The following is a 23,414-nucleotide window of genomic DNA, read 5'->3' as shown; positions in this document are numbered from 1 at the left end:
TAAATGGCGAAGGTTAAGGTTGGAGTTGTTGGACTTGGTGCAATAGGTAAGCGGTTGATGGATGGGATGAAGGCATTATTTACAGATGAAATTGAGATTTATGCGGTTTGTGATGTGGATCATCAACTAACTGAAACTGTTTCTCGTGAATATTCGGTTGAACGTACGTTTACGAATTATGTAGAGTTAGTTAATTTACCGGAGTTAGATTTTGTTTACATTGCGGTTCCTCCTAAGTTTCATGAGAAGGTAGCGTTAGATGCGATTGCAGCCGGAAAGCATATTCTCTGTGAAAAGCCGCTTGCAAATTCTTTAGAGGAAGCAAGTAGCATGCTTGAAGCTGCAAGTGGCAAGAACCTTATACATATGATGAATTTCCCTTTAAACTATCAAGGTGCGATGCATAAAATGATGAGTTTACTAGAAGATGGTTACATGGGTTCATTAGAGAAGATTGAATTGAACTTACATTTTCCCGAGTGGCCACGTGCCTGGCAAAAGAATAGCTGGGTAGGGAATCGTGAGCAAGGTGGTTACATACTCGAAGTAGGCGCACATTGGATTCAGTTTATTCAAAAGAACTTTGGACAAATTGAGTATATAGAAGGGGAAGTAACCTACCCAGAGGATGAAACGTTATGTGAGAAATCAGTTTGGGCTAAGATGAAGCTAGATAATAATCTAATTGTCCATCTAGATGGAGATAGCAACTTCGAAGGAATAGAGAGAGTAGAATTAGTGTTACATGGTACAGACGGAACACTTATGATAGAAAACTGGGGAACGTTAAAAGGTCAGCGGTCTGATGAGGAACTTTACGAAATCCCTACAAATGATGTAGAAGTACAACCAATTTTTCATCATATGATCCATGCTTATAAAGGAAATCCGGCAGATTTATATGATTTCAAAGTTGGGTATAATGTTCAAGTAGTGTTAGAGGCATTAAAGCATCCAAATCTAGCAGATGGAATCCACTTAAAAAGTCAATATAAATAGAATAGAAACCATTATTGATATAAATCGTATTACGAGTATTGGAATGGAGGTTTGATTGTGGAAGAAGCACACGGTTTTGAGTTGAATATTGGGGATATTATATGGCAATTATTTAACCTTGGAATAATCTTAGGGGTTATAGCAATTTTAGTATACCTTTTTATTAGTAAGAAAAAACAGAAAAAAAACATGGATGAGAGACTAGATCGTATTGAAAACAAGCTCGATAAATTAACAAACGAAAAATAGTGAGGTGACAATATGAACCTAGAAGAGGTCATGCAAACTCTAGAGCAACTCGGAACGGAACAAACGAAGAAAACGTTTATGAATCACGGTGCACAGGAACCATTTTTTGGTGTTCGAGTTGGAGATTTGAAGAAATTAGTGAAGCATGTAAAAAAGGATCAAGAACTCGCTTTAGCCCTTTATGAAACAGGGAACTCGGATGCGATGTATTTAGCTGGCCTTTCCGTTAATCCGAAACTAATTGAAAAGGAAACATTACAGCAATGGGTAAAGAATGCATACTGGTATATGATCGCGGAGTATACCGTTGCAGGTGTAGCTGCGGAAAGTAATTATGCGTTAGAGCTTGCGAGAGAATGGATGCAATCTCCTGAAGAAATGGTTTCTGTAGCTGGCTGGAATACATACGGAAATTACATTTCCATTACACCTGATGATCAGTTAGATATTGAGGAAATTAGAAATCTATTGCAACAAGTGAAACAGACCGTCCACGAAGAACGAAATCGTGTGAGGTATGTGATGAATGGATTTGTTATCGGGGTTGGTGCATATGTACAAGAACTTCACGACGAGGCAGTCGAAGTAGCTTCTCACATCGGTAAGGTACATGTTGATGTTGGTAATACTGCTTGTAAAGTTCCCCTTGCAGCTGATTATATTCAAAAAATTGATGACAAAGGAAAGACAGGTCAAAAGAGAAAAACGTGTATTTGCTAAACTATGGAAACTTCTTGCCATAGTTTTTTCTTTTCCCCCAAGTTATCTCGTCCACTTTACGAACATAAGATGAGGTAAGGAGGGGATCACTTGGAACAATTAATTGGAATGGAATTTTCCGCCTATGTCGCACTTGCAGTCGTTTTATTTGCAATCAGACAAGCAACAGGAATTCACAACAGATATATCCCTATTACAGCCATCATTCTAGGAAATGCTTTTGCAGTGTTCGAAACAGGTACATTCTCATTTGATGTAATGATGAAGGGAATACAATATGCCCTTTACGGAATCGGTACTGTAGCATCAATCAAGTATGCACTAACTAAAGCCGAACAACCAGATGATAAAAAGTGATAATTCGACAAAAATCGGGTGGTGCCTGGCACCCGGTTTTTTTTCTTGCATTTTTGGAAAGGGATGGTATGATGTTTTTAAGTACCTCATATTTCTAGGTAGGTGATGATAAATGTTTGATCGTGAGTTAGTGAAAGGGAGTACGTCCCTTATTTTGCTTCAGCTTTTAAATGAAAAGGAAATGTACGGTTACCAGCTTGTGAAGGAAATGGAAGAAAAGAGTGGCAATGTCCTTCAAGTGAAGGAAGGCACATTGTATCCTGCTTTGCATAAGCTTGAGCAAAAAGGTTATGTAGAGGCCTATTGGCAGGAGCAAGAAAAAGGTCCCGCTCGTAAGTATTATCGAATTACAGAAGAAGGCCGTGATATTCTCACTCATAAAACAAAAGAGTGGAATTCGTTCGTGAATATGATTCAAGGCTTTATCGGGAGATGAGATGATGACTCCTATGACAAAAGAGAACTTTTTAAAGGAGCTAAAAGCTCACTTACCCTATAATGTTGATAAGCAAGATATCATTCGTGAATGGGAAATGCATATTTATGATGCTTCAAAAGAGTCAGAGTGCTCTGAAGAAGAAGTGATTGTAAGTTTTGGAGAGCCAAAGGAAATTGCCAAGGCATATGGAAATAATACACCGGTACAAAAAAACTGGGTAGTTCCATTCTATATCGGCTGTAATGCGTTGTTTTATATAGTCGGCTCCTTAGTAACACTGGCTTATCACACAACAGAGCATCCGATTGTAGAATCGATATGGAATACGCTCATAGGATATGCACCTGCTATTATCGGAGGATATTTGTTATTTTGGATCTTCCTAGGCTTTGAAATTGGCAGAACCTATGGAGTAAGAGGTAGTAGGGTTTTAAGTAAAACGGTACTTTTTTGCATGTTGCCAAATGTCATACTTATGGTGCTAACACTATATAAATGGATTCCAATCGAACTGTTTGAGTCGTTGTTGTCACCAATGTTTGTCCTTGTTTGTGTGATTTTAAATTTTTTATTATATCCAATTTGTCGCATTGCGTACAGAGTCGGGATTTCTCGCTCGTTATAAGAGGGAGTTCCCCTTTTTTATCTATATACCTAGAATAACTATGTAAAATAAGGAGTGTATCAAAATGGAAACGATATTTTTACAAAAACGTACATTAACACTATTTGTAATGTGTTTATTTAGCGGGCTTATATTTCATTACTTTTTCTATTCGAAAACAGTAGGTATATCCGTTCTTTTATTTACTCTACTACTGTATACAATCTTTTTTTTACAAAATCGTGAGGTTATTACGTCACAACGAAAATTGAGCTGGTTTTTCTTATTGGTAATCTTACTACTAGCCGCCACATACGGAATCTTCACGAATGAAATGTTTCGCTTTTTCAACATTGTCGTACTTCCACTTTTATTTCTGTACCATACCTTTCTATTAAAGAAGGGAATTCCAGGTGAGTGGGCAAAACCAATCATCATCGCAAGACTTGGGAATGCAATAGGAGATATGATCGAAATTTTCTTCAAGTCGTTTTCGATGATTGGTGTTTTAGCAAAAAAAAGAATGGATGAACAAAGGTACGAGGTAGGACGAAGAGTATTAATCGGTGTTGTGATCTCCGCACCAATTCTGTTCTTTGTTACGTTTTTATTAATGTCATCCGATGTGAATTTTTCAAACATGATGTACCGAATACCAAATTGGTTTATTTCATTATCACCGTTGGAAGCGATTTTCCAAATTGTTATAGTCATCGGAATCACATTAGCTCTATTTAGTTACTTTTTATCATTAAACATTAAAACAAAACTTGACGAATATGTAGAAGAGGAAGTAACAAAACAACCGTTCGATGTCATTATCGTAGGCACAGTCTTAATCTTAATCAATCTAGTCTATATGTTATACGCAATTAGTCAGTTTACTTACTTTTTCAATATAGATCCAGCTAGCACAACAACAACTTACTCGTACGCAACATATGCACGAAAAGGATTTGCTGAACTAACAGTTGTATCACTCATTAACTTTACGATCCTGTTAGTCGTTTTGCATTATACGAGTCTCAAAGGAAAAGTTTCGCAAGTTCTAATTAAAGGTTTATTAACGTTATTAGTCGGCTTTTCAGGGTTTATGCTTTTTTCAGCGTATCATAAGCTTTCCCTGTATGAGCAAGCTTACGGGTTTACGTATTCTAGAATTTTAGCACATTCGTTTATGATTTTATTGTTCATCATGCTATTCATTGCTTTCGTTAGAATATGGTCGAAGAAAATTGAGCTTCTCAAAACGTATGTTGTCTTAGCAGTAAGCTATTATGTTATCTTAAACTATTTAAATATCGACGTGATTATTGCGGAAAACAATATGAACTGGTATACCCAAACAGGGAAGATTGACTCGTTATATATGGAGGCATTATCTGATGATGTCATTCCTTACCTAGTAGAACTTGAAGAGAAAACCGGGTATCGTTCGGAATATGTTCAACACCGTAAAGAGATGTTACTAAAGGGGAATTCATCGTGGACAGAATGGAATTGGTCACAGCATAAAGCGAGACAATTCTTGAAGGAGATCGAGTAATCACCTGCCTAAATTTTATGGATTCCCTTAATTGTTTTAATTGGAAATTTGTAAAAAGAATAATTGACAGTTTATGATTATCGTGACTATACTAATAATTAATAAACGGTAAGAAAGGGTGTTTTTGGGAAAATGAAGTTCTAATTCTATTTTTACTAAGATGAGTTTCATAGCAAGATGAAGCATACTTAGAGAATAGGATTAGTCTGTCCATTTTTCCATACTCCTTTATAAAACAATGATGTTGTCATGTTTTTTTCGTGTGACGTCTTGTTTCTATTGTGGTATGTATCAGGCTAAACCTCTCTAGGTGTACTAGGGAGGTTTTTATTATGCAAAAAACCTCCACAACTACAAGAGGTGATAATATGACAATAATTAGAATTAGAAATATTGAAAAGAACTTTGATCAACATACGATTATCAATAACGTTTCATTAGATATAGAAAAAGGAGAACGAATCGGCCTTGTCGGAAATAATGGAGCGGGAAAAACGACGCTTGCGAACATCATTTTCGGGACGATTTCTCCAGACAAAGGATTTGTCGAAGGAATCGATAAGGTACGAATTGGCTATTTAGAGCAAACTGTCCATTATATGATGAATCAAAAATCCAATCATCAATTTGAAGAGGTAAGCTCAGAATTCCTTGAAATGACCAGTGAACTAGGCTTAGAAAAGGTACATGTCTGGGAAGAGGAACGTTTTTCACACCTTAGTGGTGGGGAAAAACTGAAGCTTGCTCTTGCAACAGTTTGGGAAACGGCTCCAGACATTTTAATACTAGATGAACCAACAAACCATCTTGATGTACAAGGAGTTAGATGGCTTGTCGAACAGTTAGATGAATATAAAGGAAATGTCATCATTATTTCCCATGATCGTTATTTCTTAGATTTAACTGTTAAAAAAATTATAGAAATTGAGAATGGGAAGATTGCGACGTACAACGGGAATTACACTTCATATCGAGCGGAGAAAAAGAAACGATACGAAGATCAACTACATCATTATGACACGCAGCAACGAATGAAGGAACGAGTGGAGAGTCAGGTTTCACAGCTGCAGCAATGGGCAGGAAAAGCTCATCGTGAAATGACGAAACAAGACTACGGCACGAAAGAATATCATGGAGTAAAGGCGAAGAAATTAGATCGCTCTATAAAATCCAAGATGAAGAGACTTGAAAAAGAACTTGAGAAAAACAAAATCGATAAGCCCTCAGGCGAAAAGAAAGTTCGCTTCCAATTTGATAGTAGTACAAAGCGGGGGAAACGAATCATCGAGGCAAAGAAACTTGAGAAATCATTTCAAGATCGTCAGCTATTTGTAGAAAGTCAGTTTTACATCAATCAAGGAGAACGAATTGGGTTAGTTGGACCGAATGGGAGCGGAAAAACAACGTTACTTAAAATACTTCTTGATGAAGAACCCATTAGTAGCGGGGAAATATGGAAAAGTTCGTCATTAAATATTGCGTATTTAAGTCAAAACATCGATGATTTGCCTCAAGAAAAAACACCGATAGAAGCATTAGGTTTAACATCAAGAGTTGAGATATTACAAGCTCGAACGATACTAGCAAACATGGGAATGGGAGCAGACCTATTAAATCAGCCTATTCAAACATTGAGCTTAGGTGAGCGTACACGCGTTAAGCTTTGCGGCATGCTGATCAGGCCAAATGATTTACTCATTCTCGATGAACCAACCAATCACTTAGATTTAGCAAGCCGTGAGCAATTGGAAACTACATTACGTGAGTTTTCAGGTACAATTCTCGTCATTTCACATGATGTGTACTTTTTAAACAACTTATGTGAGAAAACGCTTGTGATTGAAAATCAGCAAATTAAACGTGTTGAAATGGGATTAGAAGAATATGAAAAGCGTAACGTCGTACCAAAACAAGAAACCAGGGTTGAGGAAGAAATATTAATTCTAGATACTGAAATCTCCGCCGTACTTGGTGAACTCAGTATGCTCACACCCGATCAGGATCGCTATAAAGAATTAGATGCTCAGTTTTTACAGTTAACAAAAAGGAAAAAAGAATTACTCAACTCATAATTAGTTAATCAAAAGGCTCTCTTTGTATAGAGTCTTTTGTTTATTCCAACTAGAAATTTATGGTAAACTAGTAAAAAAGACATCTAGGAGGACTTATGGTGAATTTTATGTTGAACGACATTATTTCTACAAAAGACGAGCTTCGCACACTACTGGGTGAACCAAGTCAGCGTGCAGAAGCAAAAGTAATACATAAACTTGATGATCATTGCCGTACAATACTCGCACACTCTCCGTTTCTAGTACTGTCTACATCAAATGAAGATGGTACGTGTGATGCATCACCAAGAGGAGATGCTCCCGGTTTTGTATATGTTATTGATGACCACCACATTGTCATTCCAGAAAGACCTGGGAATAAACGAATTGACTCATTGCAAAACATCGTATCAAATCCACATGTAGGATTATTGTTTATGATTCCTGGTATGGAAGAAACACTTCGATTAAATGGAAAGGCCTATATTACTAGAAACGAAGACTTACTTGAAAAGATGGAAGTGGGCCAAAAGATTCCTCAGTTAGGTATTATTGTTAAAATTGAGGAAATATATATTCACTGTGCAAAAGCACTTATTCGTTCAAAGCTTTGGAGTAGTGAAACATGGCCAAACCGTAAAGAGTTACCTACAATGGCTACAATTGTTAAGGCACATGCAGAGCTAAAAGAATCAACGGTTGAAATAGAGGAGTCCCTACAAGAAAGCTATACGACTAGACTATATTAAAGAGAGTGATAGAGATGGAAACTGTAACAGCAATACCGATTGGTAAAGTTATATCTGGGAGGAAATCAATTGAAGATGACTATTGGGGTAATGTTGTCTCAATCATTGAAATCGATTCTACTCAGTATACAGAAGACGTCTTACAAGGACTTGAAGACTTTTCACATCTTGAAGTAATTTTTTTCATGCACGGTGTTGATCCGTCCAAAATTGAAACACAGGCTCGCCATCCACGTAATAACGTGAATTGGCCAAAAGTCGGTATTTTTTCGCAAAGACCAAAGATGAGACCGAATCGTTTAGGGCTATCTCGTTGTAACATATTAAAAGTAGAGGGCTATCACATCAAAGTGGAAGCTCTTGATGCTGTGGTCGGTACACCCATTTTAGACATTAAGCCGTATATGAAAGAGTTTGGTCCAATCGGTGAAGTGAAACAACCTGAGTGGTCAACAGAACTCATGAACTTTTATTACATTCGAATTGAGGAAGAATCGTGAACGATGTGCGTATCATAAAAGTAATAGATTTGCATGATTGGAATTTAGATGCCCTAATAAAAGAAAGCGAACAAGAAGGACACCGTTTTGTAACGAAGCTTGTGAGACAATATGTCTCGTTTGAAAATCGCTTTGACCAGAAGGGTGAGGTGCTTTATGTTGCCACTCTTAACGATGAAGTGGTGGGTGTATGTGGTTTAAACAAAGATCCGTATAATGAGGCAACTGACATTGGACGGCTACGGCACTTATATGTTCTTTCTCCCTACAGAAATCTTGGTATTGCTAGAAAGTTATTGGAACAAATTAAAGAAGAAGCAACGTCTACCTTTTCAATTATGACATTACGTACATCTAATCCAGTAGCAGATCGTTTTTATACCCGTAATGGCTTTACAAGGGACGAACATACATATATAGATTCAACTCATTATTATTCTATTAAGTAGGTGAAAGCGATGAATTTAGTTGAAAAGGCTCGGGAATTATCACGGAAAGCACATGAAGGTCAAACGAGAAAACTTACAGATGCGGATTATTTTACTCATACAGAAGGCGTTGCGAACATCCTCCAAGAAGCGGGTTTACCAGATGAGGTAGTAGCGGCTGGCTATTTACATGATACTGTTGAAGATACAAGTGTCACAATAGAGGAAATTAAAGAGCAATTCGGAGAAAAAGTGGCTACGATTGTTGAGGGAAATACAGAAGATAAAACGAAATCATGGGAAGAACGAAAACAACACACGATTCAAGAGCTAAAAACAGCTTCCTTTGAGATTAAATGTCTTGTCGCAGCGGATAAACTGGATAACTTACGTAGTTTAATTCAAGATTCAAAGGGAAAAGCGGACGACATATGGATTTATTTTAATCGGGGAAAAGAACTGCAAGCCTGGTACTACAAAGGTGTCGCAGATGCATTAATCGAAAATGTCGATCAAGAAATACCCGCTTTCTTCTATGACTATCAAAAACTCGTTTATGAATTTTTCCGATGAGACGACTTAGCCTTGCTTTTGTTATAACTTACTTACTCTTATCCATCTATTTTTACTATGTACCGATGCTTCTTCCAATGAACGACGTCATTCGTTTTTTTCATTTATTGTTGTTTTTACCACTCGCACATTTTATCGCTAAAATGCTAAACGGAAAAGGCCTTGATAGTTATGGTCTTTATTTCTTTAAAGGCTGGTTTAAAAACGTATGGAGCGGTTTTCTCATAGGTTTTATTGCTTGGAGTATTTTATTTACTATTTACTTTGCTTTCGGTAAATATAAAGGGATTGAACTTATTAATGAACCTAGAAGCATACTCACGATCATTATCATTGTTGTAGGTTTTGGTCTTGGCTCCTTGATAAATGATCTATTAGTTAGAGGATTAGTATTTTCATATTTTAGAAATAAAGTACCATTTACTCAATTGTTTAGTCTTAGTGTCATATTATATGCATTAGATGATTGTTGGAACGAAGGATTATCGGTGCAAAATATCATCTTTTCTATTTGCTTAGGCCTCAGTTTTACTTACTCCTTCTTCAAATCTGGCTCAATTTGGGCAAATACAGGTATTCACATGGGATTAAACGTTGTGTATGGACTATTCTTTGGCGTATCCGGTATCATAGGTGACGGGATTTTTACGTTTGCGATTTCAGAAAATCCAGTAATCCACACAACTTGGTTATCTAGCATCCTCGCAATATTCATGTTTTTGTTCGTTTACTATAAGCAAAACAAACTATTTATATCACATGAAAGAAAGTCGAATAAATGAGAACTAGCTTATTGACTATACTTACGCTAGTACTAGTTAGTTGCTCAAACAATGATTCCTATGATTTAGCAAGAGAACGTGCGTGGAACTATTTAGTAGATCAAAATTGGGAAGAGTCTGCAATTGGCGAGAAAAAGGCTGATGTCACAAAGACCTTTGTTAATGAAAACTATGAATTACTGGATGAATCATTTAGAGGAGAAGAAGTAATACAAGTTACATTTCAGGATCAAGAAAATAGTTTAACAGGAACACCTACTATCATTGTTGATCCCGCTACAAATGCGGTATTAGGCTATATGCCAACAGAGTAAAAGGAGGTTTGCGCTTGAAAGTTCGGTTAAGTGAATATAGTGAGAATTGGACACTAATGTTTCAAGAAGAAACAGAGAAATTACGTAACGTTTTTGGTGATGAAATCGTAACGTTTGAACATTTCGGCAGTACATCCGTTCCTGGACTAAAAGCAAAGCCCATCATCGATATGATGTGTATGGTAATGGATATTGAGCGTATTGATACCTTTAACGATAAAATGGTATCCCTAGGATATGATGTGGCAGGTGAATGGGGGATAGAAGGTAGACGCTTGTTCCGAAAAGGTGGAGAAAACAGAACACACCATATTCATGTCTACCAATCTGACCATCCACAAATTAAACGTCATTTAATTTTTCGAGATTATTTACGATCTCACCCAGAAGAAGTCCAACTTTATTCAAACTTTAAAGAAAAGCTAGCGTCACAGTTTGAAAACACAAGTGGATATAGTCCAGCAAAAAAAGCATTTGTTTCAGAAATGGAGAAACAAGCACTTGAATGGTATAATACAAAGTAAAAAGGACGCAAAATATGCGCCCTATTTCTTATTCTTCGCTTCAATTCGACCTATCACACTATGCATATCATCCGGTTTTAATAGTTCGAGAGGGGAATATCCTTTTTCAAACATCATTGCATCACCCTCTAATAACACTACATATCGACCATTGATTTTAGCAATATGAATGTTCTCACCAAAATCAGATAGCATACCTTTTACATTGATGTGGTCCAATTTGAAGTTCAACTCTAAATCAGGGGAGTGTTCGATAATTTGCATTGTCGCTTCCATGACTTGATCGGATGTAAAGCGTTCTTGCAACTCACGCTTAGGGCTCGTCGCCCAAGCTTCCATCGCTGTTTCAAATTGCTCACGATATTCACTGTCTGGCTGGTATGTTTCTTCGATATGCTGCTGAACCATATCTAGTACTTGCGTTTTTACGATCGTTGGCATCGACTCAGCATAATCAACATACTTTAAAAAATCTTCAAAGTACCGGGCATGTGAAGCTTGATGTAGTTTTAATTCACCTTCTTCAAGGATTCCTTCTTCAGGCATGTACGGATATTGAATTGATTTCATATTTTTCGTCGTAATGGCCATTTCCACATTTCGAATTAATGTTGATTCATCGGATATAGAAGCAACTTTAGGTTCGAAATCACATTTCATAATAAATACAAATGGATCATCATATAACATGCGTAGCTTCGCATTTGCAACAATAAATACACCTTCACGAACGGCACTCGTTTCAATATACGCACGAACAAACTTTTCACTTTCATCTTTAAACTTTTCAAGAGAGTCTGCAAAACGAACTCGGTTAAATAAATTGTAATTGGGATTTGTATCTAACCCATGACCTTCTTCTGTTATAAAGTAGCCAACCTTTGTTGGTACTTGCTCAGACTTGGGATGACGTTCTACTTTACGTTTCACAATTTTCGTTAATTCACCGTCTAAAAAGTCCTTTAATGCATTATGTTCATATTTTCCTTCATCTAACGTTTGAAAATGCTTATAACTCTTCTGTGATTGCTCACCTGTTCCTTCTACTTGAACCACAAAAAAAGATAAAAACTTCATTTGGAAATCCATGATGTATCCACCTAACTTTTACTCATTTATAAGACTTTACAAGTATATTAAACGCATGAAAGCAAAGTCAATTTGTTTTTACTGTGAGTAAGAATTGGTAATTAGTCAAAACTAGTAATATGAGTAAAGTTTATAAGGAGTGTTACATGTGAAAGCCGTAACGTATCAAGGACCAAATAATATTGAAGTAAAGAATGTTGATGATGCAAAAATCCAAAAAAGTGATGATGTTATCGTACGTATAACGTCGACCGCCATTTGTGGTTCTGATCTTCACTTATACCAAGGCAATATGCTACTTCCACATGGTTACGTCATTGGTCATGAACCAATGGGAATCGTAGAAGAAGTAGGTCCAGACGTAACAAAAGTAAAAAAGGGAGATCGAGTTGTCGTTCCATTTAATGTTGCTTGCGGACAATGCTTTTACTGTCAGCATGAAATGGAGAGTCAGTGTGATGAATCGAACCCGCATTATGATTCAGGAGGATATTTTGGGTACACTGAGAAGTTCGGAAACTATCCAGGTGGCCAAGCGGAGTATTTACGTGTTCCTTTTGGGAACTTTACACCCTTTAACATCCCAGAATCGTGTGAACTAGAAGATGAGTCATTATTATTTTTAAGTGACGTATTGCCGACAGCGTATTGGAGTGTCCTTCATGCTGGAGTGAAGAAGGGCGATACGGTTGTCGTATTAGGTTGTGGTCCTGTTGGATTAATGGCCCAAAAGTTTGCTTGGATGCAAGGGGCAAAGAGAGTGATTGCGGTAGATTATATTGGATACAGACTGAATAAGGCGAAACAAATGAACAACGTTGAAACGTTTGATTTCACTGAATATCCAGATATGGGTGAGCATTTAAAAGAGATTACACACGGCGGGGCAGACGTTGTTATTGACTGTGTGGGGATGGATGGAAAGAAGTCTCCACTAGAATTTATCGAGCAAAAGCTAAAGCTGCAAGGTGGCACACTTGGACCTATTCAAATCTCAACAAAAGCTGTCCGTAAGTTTGGGACAGTTCAAATAACGGGAGTATACGGTAGCAACTACAATAACTTCCCGTTAGGAGCCTTTTTCTCTCGTAACATCACATTAAAAATGGGACAGGCGCCTGTCATTCACCTAATGCCTGAGCTGTTTAAGAAAATTACGAACAAGGAATTTGATCCAAAAGATATCATTACACATAAACTTAACTTAGACGAAGCGAGCCATGGCTATAAAGTATTTAATGGTCATGAAGAAGATTGTATAAAAGTCATACTAAAACCTTAAAACAGAGTGAGACTTCTTACTCTGTTTTTTACTCCTTACAAGTGGTGAATAATGATGAAAATATGGTTAAAAATACGCTCTAGCATTTGGTATATTCCATTTATCTATTCAGTTATATCTGTCCTATTAGCTATTTTAAGTTTTTATGTAGATGACATACTGGCTCATCATCCGACCTATTACGATCACATTCCGATTATTTTTCTTGCAGATATTGATTTAGCACTAACGGTGTTAAGTTCTATTGCAACGTCACTGTTAACGATGACTACCATTACGTTTTCATCGATTATGATTGTGTTAACAACCTTTTTATCGCAGTTTTCACCAAGGACATTGCAAAACTTTATCACCGATCCGTCGACACAGCGGGTACTTGGAATCTTTATAAGCGGGTTTATATACTCAATCATTCTTCTTTTATTAACAAGGGAAACTGATGTTCACCAGCTATTTATTACACCTACACTTGCTGTTATCTACGTACTTGTTTGCTTAGTATTCTTCGTGTTTTTCATTCATCATGTATCAAGCTGGATTCAAGTTAGTAATTTGATTTTTGACATTACAACTAACACGTTAAAAGCGATTCATGAACAATTTAAGGATAAGAAGGACGTTACAGGTGATGCACCTTGGGATGACTGGGAATATGGGGACATTTTGAGTAGAGAACCTCACAGAATTTTTGCAAAAGAATCGGGTTATATTCAATTAATTGATAAGGATGGGTTGTTACAGCAAACGGAGAAGGATGAGGTCATTGTACGAGTAGAGAAGAGGTTAGGGGAGTTAGTGGATATTGATACACCGATTTTGTCCGTTTGGAAGATGGGACAAGTAGAATCTTCAGAGAATTACTTACAATTTTTAACGCTAGGGAAAGAACGAGCACCCATTCAGGATATTGAATTCGGTATTACAAAACTCGTAGAAATCGCCTTACGAGCCATCTCGCCAGCAACTAACGATCCGAATACAGCAATAAATTGTATTGCACAATTAGGTAAAATATTAACCATACTAGGGACAAAGAATTTACCCAAGGCCTTTATTAATGATGGAAACCGGAATTTACGCATTATCCTCCAGCAACCTGACTTCGGAGAATATTTGTATAAAGCGTTTTATCAAATTCGTCTGTATGGAAAAAGTGATATTTCAATCATCATAGCACTTTTCAAAGCATTACTCGAGATTGCTGAGGGAAATGATAACGAGATTAAAAAAGAAGTATGGTGCTTTGCAAAATATATTGTTGAAGGTTTACAGCAAGAAACTTTACTTTCGTTAGACAAACGATATATAAACGAAAAACTAAAAACATTAGCCAAGAAAACCAGTCAAAAGGAAGAACTCTTTATATAGGTAAAATAAAAAGAACCATTATTTCCTTCACTGGAATGATGGTTCTTATGTTTGGAACGATATATTAGATCTTTCTTTGTTTTTGTCTTTCTAGTTCGCAAGTCAGATAAAGCGAATGGACTTCTACTTAATTCAGGATTACGAATTCCTTCTCTTTCAAGCTTTTCACGTAACTTTTTTGCTTTTGATTTAGCCATTTTCTTCACTCCTTTTCATGATTCCTACTTAGTATATAGCATTAGAGAGAGGGAGGGAAGGGAGAAGGGCAAACTGGTTTTTTAGCGTTAGCTTCTTAACGACGACACATTTATTTAGCAGGGAACCATCGTATATGTTGAGTTCTGTAGATATGTATTTTAAATGTAGAAAAGCTTACTCATCCTGTATTGGTTACTCAAATGCAATGTATACGTTGCATTTGAGTAAGACAAAGTTGAAGCATAAATTGATTATTAAATATACTTTGACCTGAACTAACATAATTGTGATTACTAAAACAACGTATACGATTACTTTTGTTAAATTCTCATTAAATTAATGATAATCCCTTGTCCTAATTTCCTTTAATAACCTCAACTGTCTACGAAAATAAGATAGTGTAGTTAGCAGAAGGGGACTTGAATATGCTGTTTTAAAGGTATTTTTTCTCATAGGTGTTCATAATCTGGTTTGATAGGATAATATGAAATCCTTAAAAGTATACCTCTTTCTAATTTACCATAATCACATTATGTTAACTTATATCTTGAAAATATATGAACCTTTTCAATATATTTTACGTGTATATTAGTATGAAAGCATAAAAAAGGAGAGCTAAACGTGAGTCAAACGAAAATTCATATATTTCTCATAGCAACCAGCTTTTTATTAATGAGTGGTTGCATAGCAAAAGAAACAAATAAGGAGAAGGTGCCTATGTCGGAAAAAGAGCAACAAGTCCTCTTACAGCCATACCTGGAGCTTAAAGAACAACCTGGGGGTGAAATTAGCGTAATATACAAAGCAACAAATAAATCAAAAAAAGATCAAAAATTAAGTTTTACCAGTGGTCTTAAGGCTGACGCAATATTATACGATAAAAATGAAACAAAACTAAGTCAGTACTCAGATAACATACTATCAACACAAGCATTACAAGAAGTAACATTAAAGCCTGAAGAATCCATAGAACAACAGTTTATATTCGAAAATATTCCTAATGGTGAGTATGTTGTTGAAGCATTTCTGACTGGTAATGAACAGCAAGTAAAAGCAAGAATGGTTTTGACGGTCCAAGAAAATACAGTTACATTAGGTTCTGACCCTGTTATTTTAACTAATTCAGTTTTAGAAATTGATAAAAATCTTCTAGATACATATAACCAAATTAAAGAAAGCAATAATCCAGATGCTTTAGCCAATTTAGAACCATTTCAAGTATTTCAGTTATATATGTACACACAAGCTGATCAGGACTTTAAAACGTTGTATCAATATTATTTTACGAATTCTGATCAAGTTGATCTAGACACGTTTGTAAAGGAATCCAAGATTAAAACGAACGTACAAAATATAGAGCATTTCATTCGTAAATTAAACGAAATACGGGAATTTAATGTTGTAAAAACAGAAATAGACCGTGCATACGTAGAATTTACGTTACCAGGTGAACAGGACATTTTTCAATTTAAACTGCAACAAGATGAAAACAAAATATGGCGAGTATTATGGATGTCGTTACAATAAACCACAAAACCTTAGCGGAATATGCTAAGGTTTATTTTAATTCGTTGGTTGTCTCAAAAACCTAGTAAACTCGTTATAATGAGATGAAATCTTTGTATATTTGTTTTTTTTGTTCGACTTCTCATAATTTATATTATGTAAACTAGAAAAAAGATATAAATAAAAGACTTACAATGCTGTAAGTCCTCTTTCCAAATCCCGTTTTTATATGTTAAATCTAATTATGAAACTCTTACACATAGTAAAACTCCTGATGTTCCTTAATTCTATTTAAATTTTCAAAGTTCTGTTTGAACACCAAATCTTCAAGATATGTCATTAATTCATTTGAGTGTTGTGACATATTCAATCTTTTATAGTTAATAAAATTGCCTGTTTCAAATTTATATATAATTGTTGCTAATCTAATTAAATCTACTTTTCCTGATACCCAAGTTTTATAAATTATTTTCCTGTTTATTGTGTAATATTGAGATATCTTTGTGTTAAGATCCCACAACTTAAAAACAGAATATAGACCTTCAGCAAATAATTTACTACCTGTAGTTACGTTTACCTGATATCCTTCATGATCTACCCAACCATCCCCATCAATCACACCTCTAATAAAGGATGGTAAATAATCTTCCGGTACATATGGAAATGGAATAGTTAGTGACTTATTTGCAGAAATCCCCATTCTTTCAAGGTCTTTTTTAATTATTTTTGAATTAATAATAAGTGTCGGAGTATTTCTAGTTTTTCCTGGTGGTGCCAAAACGAAATCTGCTTGCATATACTCAGCAACGAGTTTTAGTATTCTTTCATCCTTTTGTGTAAGTGTAATGCTATGAACATTTCTACTTATACAACCATCCGTTACAATTAATCCTAACACCCATGCCATTTCATGTGACCACTTTTTAAAGAAATCCTCATTCACTTTATGTTTTCGCGGACGTCCTGACGACTGTTTTCGATTCATCTGTACATTATGTTTATACAAAATATTGCGAATGGCACGGTCTGAGATTCCGATTATGCTGCTCATTTCTTTATAGGACCTTCCATTTTTATACATATCAATGATCTCTTTATCGGTTATATTTCTATTTCTTCCCATTTACTCATCTCCCATTAGCCTTGTACAGTCTCATGACTCTTTTCCCCTAACGTTAAACACAAATGTTTCATATCGTCTTAATCTGCAGTGACAACAATATATGTAGGTTTCATAAATTAACAGAAGTGAACCTCCCTCCCTTTTTCAATTATTTTACAAATCAATTATACAGAACAAGTGTTCCTGCTTCAAACATTTTCTCTCTCCCCTTCCATTACACTAACTTCGTGTCACCTCCTCTATGCCCACAATTGAGAATAGTAATAAGAGTAATGATTGGCTTTTGACGTTAAAAAAGGTTACCCTAATAACCAGATATACCAACAATCTTAAAAATTGGAAGGAAGTCCAGCATGATCGCAATAACAGAACAAGATTTTAGCAGCTTAAAAGAAATCGGAAGAATTGTAGCCTTGATTCGAGAGGAATTAGTACAGAAGACCGTTCCTGATATTACTACAAAAGAACTTGATGAGATGGCCGGCATCCTATTTGACCAGCACGGAGCAATTTCTGCGCCAAAGGGAGAATATAACTTTCCGGGTTTTACCTGTATTAGTGTAAATGAAGAAGTAGCACATGGAATTCCAGGGGATCGTGTGATAGAAGAAGGAGATCTTGTCAATATTGATGTTTCTGGTTCCAAAGATGGATACTTTGCCGACACGGGAATATCATTTGTCGTTGGAAATGGGGATCCTATCTTAACTAAATTATGTAAGACTGCTATTGAAGCATTTGAAGCTGGTCTGGCAAAAGCAAAACCAGGTTCTAAGAAAAGTGTGCTTAGTAAGGCAGTAATTGCTACCGCGAGAAAAAATGGGTTAACTGTGATTAAAAACCTTACTGGACACGGAGTTGGTCGATCAATACATGAAGAACCGCACCATATTTATAATTATCATGAGCCTAGTGATGATGAGCTTTTAACAGAAGGAATGGTCATCGCTTTCGAACCGTTCATCTCGACCCAAGAGGAAGAAGTGGTTCAATACGAGGACGATGAGTGGACATTCGTAACAGAAAACAGCTATGTCGCACAATGCGAACATACGATCATCATTACGAAAGAAGGACCTATCGTTATCACATTGTAAATACCCTTGCCACAACTCTATAGTTAGGTAAACAACTTAAGTTCATAATAGTTCATAAAAATGACTCCGGTATTATACCGAAGTCATTTTTAAATCGATGTTTTTAGGTTTGAAGTAGAGAAACAGCCACTTATTCAGAATTGACGATAGTTTACCCTCTTTGTTATATAAAATCCATATATAATTGATGAATACAAAAATCGATTATAGTTTATTCTCTCTACTTCGTTTTATAGTGAAGGTGCTTGACTCATGCGGAACCAGCGGAACGCAAGCACCTGTTACGAAAATAAACACCATTGTTTATCAGAGCCCTCCTATAATAGGAACTTCTTAAAAAACAACAATAATAGTCCGATTAAAAAGGCAATAGAAAAACTCGCAAAAGTACCCACAATGTAATAGTCACTCGTCTTATTTGTTATTTCTTTAAATCTGGCAATAGACTTAATCGCTGTTACAATGGCAATCAATTCAAATTTATTAATAAGCATAGCCATAACGATAATTAATCTCTCTATGATTCCTATGGTTTTGCCGTATCTCTTTTTCTCCTCTTCCACTATATCCATGTTTACTTCGAGTATCTTCCCTGTTACACTCGCCTGCTCAAGGGTGACAGCAATTTCTTCATTGTATAGCTTTCTACTAATACCTGTATCTTTTTTGTGTAGTTTTACTTTATCCAAAGGTAAATTGATAATCATTAATGATACAATCGTTCCCCCATTTATAGCAAACAGAACTCCCGCTAGAACGAGTATCATATAGGTTAATAAATCCACATTATTGATATTCTCTAAGAATGGATAAGTAGAAATAAATCGTTCAAGTAAGGAATTGATAACAGAGTTTGGATTGGTAGTTTTAAATATAGGATAAAATAATAAAACGACAAAAATGTGAGTAAATTGTTCAACTAAAAATAATAGAAACGTTTTAACATGATTTTCTTCTCTAGTAATATAACTTTTAATTTGGTCTATAAGTAAGCGTGCAATAGACACAATAAATATAACGAATAAAAGTTTTAGGCTTATAAACGCAATTGTAAATACAAGAGTAATGATAAAATAATAGAATGGCCCTGATTGTATTCCGAGTTTAGTCTTATGTTCTGGTTTCTCATTTTGAAAGTAAAAACTGGTCAATACATGACTTAAGATAAAAAAACTTATAATCAGTTCTGCAAACATTTACTTACCTCATTTCTCTTGGAACGCTTCAAAATCTTACACAAGGATATTCAAATTGGGTCTCCTTCTAGTACTCAGAGATAATAAGTACAAATAATAACCTCTAAAAGTTATAATCATCGAATATAACCCCCAGAGGTTATATTATTGTTTTATGACTCATAGAAGTTATATAGGGAAACTTTCATTACTCCCATTTATTCTTCAAAAACGTTTTCACACTATCATTACTCTTATCAATCTCGTGATAGAAGGCTTTTTTTAAGTGTTTACTCACAGCACTTTGACTAATATTCAATTTATCCGCAACCTTTTTTTGTGAACCATATACTTTATATAACCTAACGATTTCTTCCTGTTTGTCAGTTCGAGATCTACTGCACATCTCAGAATATAGTAGCAATGAATTAATGAGAGAATCCTCTGGAGAATTTGAAAATAAACAGACAGAAGGTTCTTTTAGTTTTGCTTTGTCGACCATTTTCCTTGCATACCAGTAAGCTGGACCATCGGAGCCAATGGACGTATGTTTGTCAAAGCTTGTTTCCATTTTTCCTATTCCAATCCCGAATACTAATTCGATGGGATTCATTCGGTCTTTAATAAATTCAATAATTTCAAAACTAAGACTAGGATGAACTAATAGACCTTGAAACTCATCCCCTAATGTTACAGTAAACTTTGAAGCTATGTATTTGTCATATTTTTCATTAGCAGCATTCAATACATTCTTAAAATGGTCCTGTGTTTCCTGTCTGTTTTGAAGCTTTTTGGAACCTACAATATCACCAATAATTGCACAATAATTCATTTTTGTACCCCTTATAGAAAATATAAATAACCAAGTCGTGTATCATACTATCTCTTTCTACTGGATATACTCAACCTATTTTTATTATACCAGTTAGCAACTAGTAATTTAGAGTGAAATCTTTCATTCTACTAATAGTATAAAACAAATGTAATTAAGCTAAAAGGTGCAGAGACCTTGTCCCTACACCTTTCTCAACAAATTCCTTAATTTTTTGATCTATTCTAAAGTTGGCACTCCGCTATTTATTCGCTAAAATAGGTCGTTTGCAAAGTTGTACATCTATTCCTTGGGCTTGTAGTTTCTTCACGATTTTTTTAACATCTATCGTCATTTTTCCTTTTCGGCCTACTGGTTTCAATGATTACACCCCTTATAAATTCCTCGCTTTAGTAAGTCTATCTCCATATTAAAATTAGCTAAGGCATCATTACTCGTTAAATCTCTAACGTACATTTCAACTAGATTATGAAAAGTAACAGAAATCAATAGCTTAATTAAATGATGTAATTCACGTTCATCTTGAACATTTAAGTTTTCTCTATTAATTAACCTTAGCGTTCCTATGTATTGTTCTTTTTGATTTTTCTCATATATATTTTTAGCTAGTGTATTCTCAATTTTATAATTCATATTTACAAAGGCATTTTTAAAAAATTCCTTATTTTCTAGTGAACCGCGATTATTTACCATCAATTGAAAAAAATCAGAGATTGTTTCAATTAAATCTCCATTTCTTTCTTTGAGTAGTATTATAAATCTTTCATTCGTTTCTTTTGTCATTTCATCTAATAGGTAAAAATACAAGTCTTCTTTATCATCAAAGTATTGATAAAAACTTCCCCTAGGTATTCCAGCACTTTTAATAATATTGGCAATTGAAGCCTCATGCAAGGAAACTCTTGAAAATTCCTTTTTGGCAGCTTGTATTAATATATTTTGCTTTTCCTTATCTAAATGTAAAAACGTCTGTTTCGGCATAAGGTAAACCACTTCCTCAAGTGACACAGTGTCATAACTAATAGTTTTATCATACGTGACTAGGTAATATAAGTCAATGAAACATGACACAGTGTCACAATTCACTCATAATTTCACTATTCTTTGAATTAACTCGAAGTATCTACTTCGAGTCATTTACTAGTCTTTATAGTTATTATATTCAAGTGTATACCACGGTAACTTTACCTTCTTTATTCTCTTCTTGATCCCATTGAACTTGAATTTCAAACGTCCCATCTTTAAAGAATAAAGGAAACCTTCTTCGTATAGATTCTTGCATAGGAAGTGTATAGGCTTCCTCTATATTTACCCAAACAGCCTTTCCCTCTGGTCCGTCTACAGGAAGCTCACCATGAAATTCCTTTGTAATGTAATTAAAAATCATATATCTGTCACTCGTGACTGGGTTTACATATTCATATAACCCTTTATAAATAAGGTTACTTACCTCTAAACCTGTTTCTTCTTTCACTTCTCTGATCGCACTTTCTACTATACTTTCTGGAAATTCAACCTTTCCACCTGGTGGAATATACCCTTTGAAATGATCATGTTGCCTGTCCAGAAGTAACACTTTATCTCCATCTTGAATCATACATACGGTCCAGATCTTATAATTTACGTGACTCATCGCTATTCTCCAAAATCCTTTCGCTCCAAATAATAGTAAATCAAGTGATCTCTGAGTTCTATGTCTCTATTAAATTCTAATCTCTCCATTAACTTAATAGACATTACGTTACCTGGCTCAACCGTAGCATCGATACTATCTAATTGAATTTCTCGAAAACCAAATCGTAATACTTCATTCATGGCTTCCGTCATATACCCCTTACCCCAGTACTTTCTGGATAAATCAAAACCTACCTCTGCTACAAAACGGTCAGTATCCTTTCGTAAGTAATGAAATCCAAGAGTACCCATCATTTCATTTGTCTCTCTATTAAATATTCCCCATCTACAACCTGAGTCGTTCAAGTGATAGGTAATAATCTCTTCAGCTTCTTTCATATCTTTACAAGGTTCAATATCCATGAATCTAGTAACGTCCTGATCAGAAAAATGATGAAGCACCTCTTGTGAATGTTCTAACGTTAAGATATGTAAATCCAACCTATTCGTTTGAAGTGAAGGATATTCTAAGGTAATTGTATTTGACATGTCTGTATCTCCTTACCATGTTGTTGTTACTGATTATTGCTGTTTTCTGTCTTACCTTCTTTCTTAACGAAGCCTGTGATAAGGATAATTAAACCAATGACAAAGATGATCGGCAGCAACAACATGAGTAAAGCTACTCCCGCAAATCCGTCACCCTCTAAATCTGCATAAATCAACGATAAAGTCCATGACAATATAGGTCCAATCAAAAACATCGTTAAAATCCCCCACATCATCATTTTCCTATTACGTGATAAATTGATACTGAATAGAGTAATAGTAGAGCCGATTAATAATAGAGCTAATATTACTAAAAATTCCATATTAATTCCTACTTCCCATCTATTTTGAAATTTCACCTATCAGTACAAACAAAAACATCACGAATAAAGTAATCGACACAAGCCAATCATGTAAGTAGCTTTTACCACTCTTATTTTCCATCTGCTCTTCAATACTACGATTTAAATAAATCAAGGCAAATAGAACAAAAGAAGGTAAACTTGCAAATATAGTATAATCGAAGTTATTCATAATATAGAATGTAATTAAAACAAATAATAAAAGAAGGATTCCTTCTACGTACATAAAGACTTTCTTTCTCTTCTCACTAAAAAGACTCTTACGAACAGCCTTAATCTTCAATACTCTTTTTAAATACAACTCTGACAAAAGAAGAAAAATGACAAAAAGGACTATAAATCCTACTAGATACGTAGAAAAATCCATCAACATCCTCCTATTAG

The 23,414-nt window shown here is 35.2% G+C and carries 29 protein-coding genes; 19 read left to right on the top strand and 10 right to left on the bottom strand.

What is annotated here, in order from left to right; genetic code table 11:
* The first annotated feature begins 3 nt into the window (after positions 1-3).
* The 15 genes from JR050_RS18115 (at position 4) to JR050_RS18045 (ending at position 10,835) form a co-directional block, all read left to right on the top strand.
* Positions 4-999: a Gfo/Idh/MocA family protein gene (locus JR050_RS18115; RefSeq protein ID WP_204205055.1), complete on the top strand. Its 996-nt coding sequence runs from the start codon at positions 4-6 to the stop codon at positions 997-999.
* Between the two features lie 57 nt (positions 1,000-1,056).
* Positions 1,057-1,248 (top strand): hypothetical protein, encoded by a 192-nt coding sequence (locus tag JR050_RS18110; protein ID WP_204205054.1) that lies wholly within the window; start codon positions 1,057-1,059, stop codon positions 1,246-1,248.
* A 12-nt stretch (positions 1,249-1,260) separates the two neighbouring features.
* Positions 1,261-1,968, top strand: coding sequence for a DNA alkylation repair protein (locus JR050_RS18105; protein ID WP_204205053.1), 708 nt, complete (start codon positions 1,261-1,263; stop codon positions 1,966-1,968).
* Between the two features lie 90 nt (positions 1,969-2,058).
* On the top strand, positions 2,059-2,325 hold the full coding sequence (locus tag JR050_RS18100) for a hypothetical protein (RefSeq protein WP_204205052.1): 267 nt from the start codon (positions 2,059-2,061) through the stop codon (positions 2,323-2,325).
* Between the two features lie 112 nt (positions 2,326-2,437).
* Positions 2,438-2,761, top strand: a complete 324-nt coding sequence (locus JR050_RS18095) for a PadR family transcriptional regulator (protein ID WP_204205051.1) — start codon at positions 2,438-2,440, stop codon at positions 2,759-2,761.
* A 1-nt stretch (position 2,762) separates the two neighbouring features.
* Positions 2,763-3,389 carry an HAAS signaling domain-containing protein gene (locus JR050_RS18090; protein WP_204205050.1) on the top strand — a complete coding sequence of 209 codons (627 nt, stop codon included), beginning with the start codon at positions 2,763-2,765 and terminating at the stop codon, positions 3,387-3,389.
* Positions 3,390-3,453: 64 nt separating this feature from the next.
* Positions 3,454-4,914, top strand: coding sequence for a DUF4153 domain-containing protein (locus tag JR050_RS18085; protein ID WP_204205049.1), 1,461 nt, complete (start codon positions 3,454-3,456; stop codon positions 4,912-4,914).
* A 368-nt stretch (positions 4,915-5,282) separates the two neighbouring features.
* Entirely contained in the window at positions 5,283-6,986 is a 1,704-nt protein-coding gene (gene abc-f / locus JR050_RS18080; RefSeq protein ID WP_204205048.1) for a ribosomal protection-like ABC-F family protein, read from the top strand.
* 95 nt (positions 6,987-7,081) lie between these two features.
* Positions 7,082-7,714 (top strand): pyridoxamine 5'-phosphate oxidase family protein, encoded by a 633-nt coding sequence (locus JR050_RS18075; RefSeq protein WP_204205047.1) that lies wholly within the window; start codon positions 7,082-7,084, stop codon positions 7,712-7,714.
* A gap of 14 nt (positions 7,715-7,728) precedes the next feature.
* Positions 7,729-8,214: an SAM-dependent methyltransferase gene (locus JR050_RS18070; protein ID WP_204205046.1), complete on the top strand. Its 486-nt coding sequence runs from the start codon at positions 7,729-7,731 to the stop codon at positions 8,212-8,214.
* Entirely contained in the window at positions 8,211-8,663 is a 453-nt protein-coding gene (locus JR050_RS18065; protein ID WP_204205045.1) for a GNAT family N-acetyltransferase, read from the top strand. Before JR050_RS18070 ends, JR050_RS18065 begins: the two co-directional genes overlap by 4 nt.
* Positions 8,664-8,672: 9 nt before the next feature.
* Entirely contained in the window at positions 8,673-9,215 is a 543-nt protein-coding gene (locus JR050_RS18060; protein WP_204205044.1) for an HD domain-containing protein, read from the top strand.
* Positions 9,212-9,997 carry a CPBP family intramembrane glutamic endopeptidase gene (locus tag JR050_RS18055; RefSeq protein WP_204205043.1) on the top strand — a complete coding sequence of 262 codons (786 nt, stop codon included), beginning with the start codon at positions 9,212-9,214 and terminating at the stop codon, positions 9,995-9,997. The genes JR050_RS18060 and JR050_RS18055 overlap by 4 nt, the downstream gene beginning before the upstream one ends.
* 11 nt (positions 9,998-10,008) lie before the next feature.
* Positions 10,009-10,311, top strand: a complete 303-nt coding sequence (locus JR050_RS18050; RefSeq protein WP_204205042.1) for a hypothetical protein — start codon at positions 10,009-10,011, stop codon at positions 10,309-10,311.
* 14 nt (positions 10,312-10,325) lie between these two features.
* Positions 10,326-10,835 carry a GrpB family protein gene (locus JR050_RS18045; protein WP_204205041.1) on the top strand — a complete coding sequence of 170 codons (510 nt, stop codon included), beginning with the start codon at positions 10,326-10,328 and terminating at the stop codon, positions 10,833-10,835.
* Positions 10,836-10,856: 21 nt separating this feature from the next.
* Here JR050_RS18045 and JR050_RS18040 read toward each other — a convergent pair whose 3' ends face one another.
* Complete coding sequence (locus JR050_RS18040; RefSeq protein WP_204205040.1) at positions 10,857-11,924, bottom strand: DUF3900 domain-containing protein; 1,068 nt, start codon at positions 11,922-11,924, stop codon at positions 10,857-10,859.
* Between the two features lie 148 nt (positions 11,925-12,072).
* On the opposite strand from JR050_RS18040, the gene JR050_RS18035 reads away from it, so the two are divergent.
* Both JR050_RS18035 and JR050_RS18030 read left to right on the top strand, forming a co-directional pair.
* The gene (locus JR050_RS18035) at positions 12,073-13,206 is read left to right on the top strand and encodes an alcohol dehydrogenase catalytic domain-containing protein (RefSeq protein ID WP_204205039.1); all 1,134 of its coding nucleotides are present in this window, start codon (positions 12,073-12,075) and stop codon (positions 13,204-13,206) included.
* Between the two features lie 51 nt (positions 13,207-13,257).
* Complete coding sequence (locus JR050_RS18030; RefSeq protein ID WP_204205038.1) at positions 13,258-14,574, top strand: DUF2254 domain-containing protein; 1,317 nt, start codon at positions 13,258-13,260, stop codon at positions 14,572-14,574.
* Here JR050_RS18030 and JR050_RS18025 read toward each other — a convergent pair.
* Positions 14,550-14,771 (bottom strand): hypothetical protein, encoded by a 222-nt coding sequence (locus tag JR050_RS18025; RefSeq protein ID WP_204205037.1) that lies wholly within the window; start codon positions 14,769-14,771, stop codon positions 14,550-14,552. The genes JR050_RS18030 and JR050_RS18025 overlap by 25 nt on opposite strands.
* A gap of 622 nt (positions 14,772-15,393) precedes the next feature.
* On the opposite strand from JR050_RS18025, the gene JR050_RS18020 reads away from it, so the two are divergent.
* Positions 15,394-16,299 (top strand): BsuPI-related putative proteinase inhibitor, encoded by a 906-nt coding sequence (locus JR050_RS18020; RefSeq protein ID WP_204205036.1) that lies wholly within the window; start codon positions 15,394-15,396, stop codon positions 16,297-16,299.
* Between the two features lie 232 nt (positions 16,300-16,531).
* On the opposite strand, the gene JR050_RS18015 is transcribed toward JR050_RS18020, so the two are convergent.
* On the bottom strand, positions 16,532-17,401 hold the full coding sequence (locus tag JR050_RS18015; RefSeq protein ID WP_204205035.1) for an LAGLIDADG family homing endonuclease: 870 nt from the start codon (positions 17,399-17,401) through the stop codon (positions 16,532-16,534).
* Positions 17,402-17,754: 353 nt separating this feature from the next.
* Here JR050_RS18015 and map point away from each other — a divergent pair, with 353 nt between their 5' ends.
* Complete coding sequence (gene map, locus JR050_RS18010) at positions 17,755-18,498, top strand: type I methionyl aminopeptidase (protein ID WP_204205034.1); 744 nt, start codon at positions 17,755-17,757, stop codon at positions 18,496-18,498.
* A 317-nt stretch (positions 18,499-18,815) separates the two neighbouring features.
* On the opposite strand, the gene JR050_RS18005 is transcribed toward map, so the two are convergent.
* From JR050_RS18005 to JR050_RS17975, 7 genes are all read right to left on the bottom strand, one after another.
* On the bottom strand, positions 18,816-19,694 hold the full coding sequence (locus JR050_RS18005; protein ID WP_204205033.1) for a DUF3307 domain-containing protein: 879 nt from the start codon (positions 19,692-19,694) through the stop codon (positions 18,816-18,818).
* Positions 19,695-19,881: 187 nt separating this feature from the next.
* Positions 19,882-20,505, bottom strand: a complete 624-nt coding sequence (locus JR050_RS18000; protein WP_204205032.1) for a SatD family protein — start codon at positions 20,503-20,505, stop codon at positions 19,882-19,884.
* A gap of 357 nt (positions 20,506-20,862) precedes the next feature.
* Complete coding sequence (locus JR050_RS17995; protein ID WP_204205031.1) at positions 20,863-21,486, bottom strand: TetR/AcrR family transcriptional regulator; 624 nt, start codon at positions 21,484-21,486, stop codon at positions 20,863-20,865.
* 181 nt (positions 21,487-21,667) lie between these two features.
* Positions 21,668-22,138 (bottom strand): 8-oxo-dGTP diphosphatase, encoded by a 471-nt coding sequence (locus JR050_RS17990; protein ID WP_204205030.1) that lies wholly within the window; start codon positions 22,136-22,138, stop codon positions 21,668-21,670.
* Positions 22,139-22,140: 2 nt separating this feature from the next.
* A complete protein-coding gene (locus JR050_RS17985; protein WP_204205029.1) occupies positions 22,141-22,668 on the bottom strand; it encodes a GNAT family N-acetyltransferase in 528 nt (175 codons plus the stop codon).
* Positions 22,669-22,694: 26 nt separating this feature from the next.
* Positions 22,695-22,991, bottom strand: coding sequence for a hypothetical protein (locus JR050_RS17980; RefSeq protein ID WP_204205028.1), 297 nt, complete (start codon positions 22,989-22,991; stop codon positions 22,695-22,697).
* 19 nt (positions 22,992-23,010) lie between these two features.
* Positions 23,011-23,397, bottom strand: coding sequence for a DUF4181 domain-containing protein (locus JR050_RS17975; RefSeq protein ID WP_204205027.1), 387 nt, complete (start codon positions 23,395-23,397; stop codon positions 23,011-23,013).
* Positions 23,398-23,414: the final 17 nt, after the last annotated feature.

Origin of the sequence: Bacillus suaedaesalsae (genome assembly GCF_016890225.1) — a bacterium.
GTDB lineage: Bacteria > Bacillota > Bacilli > Bacillales > SA4 > Bacillus_BS > Bacillus_BS suaedaesalsae.
Note: the sequence above shows the minus strand (reverse complement) of the source record. Positions and strands in the feature narration are given on the sequence as shown.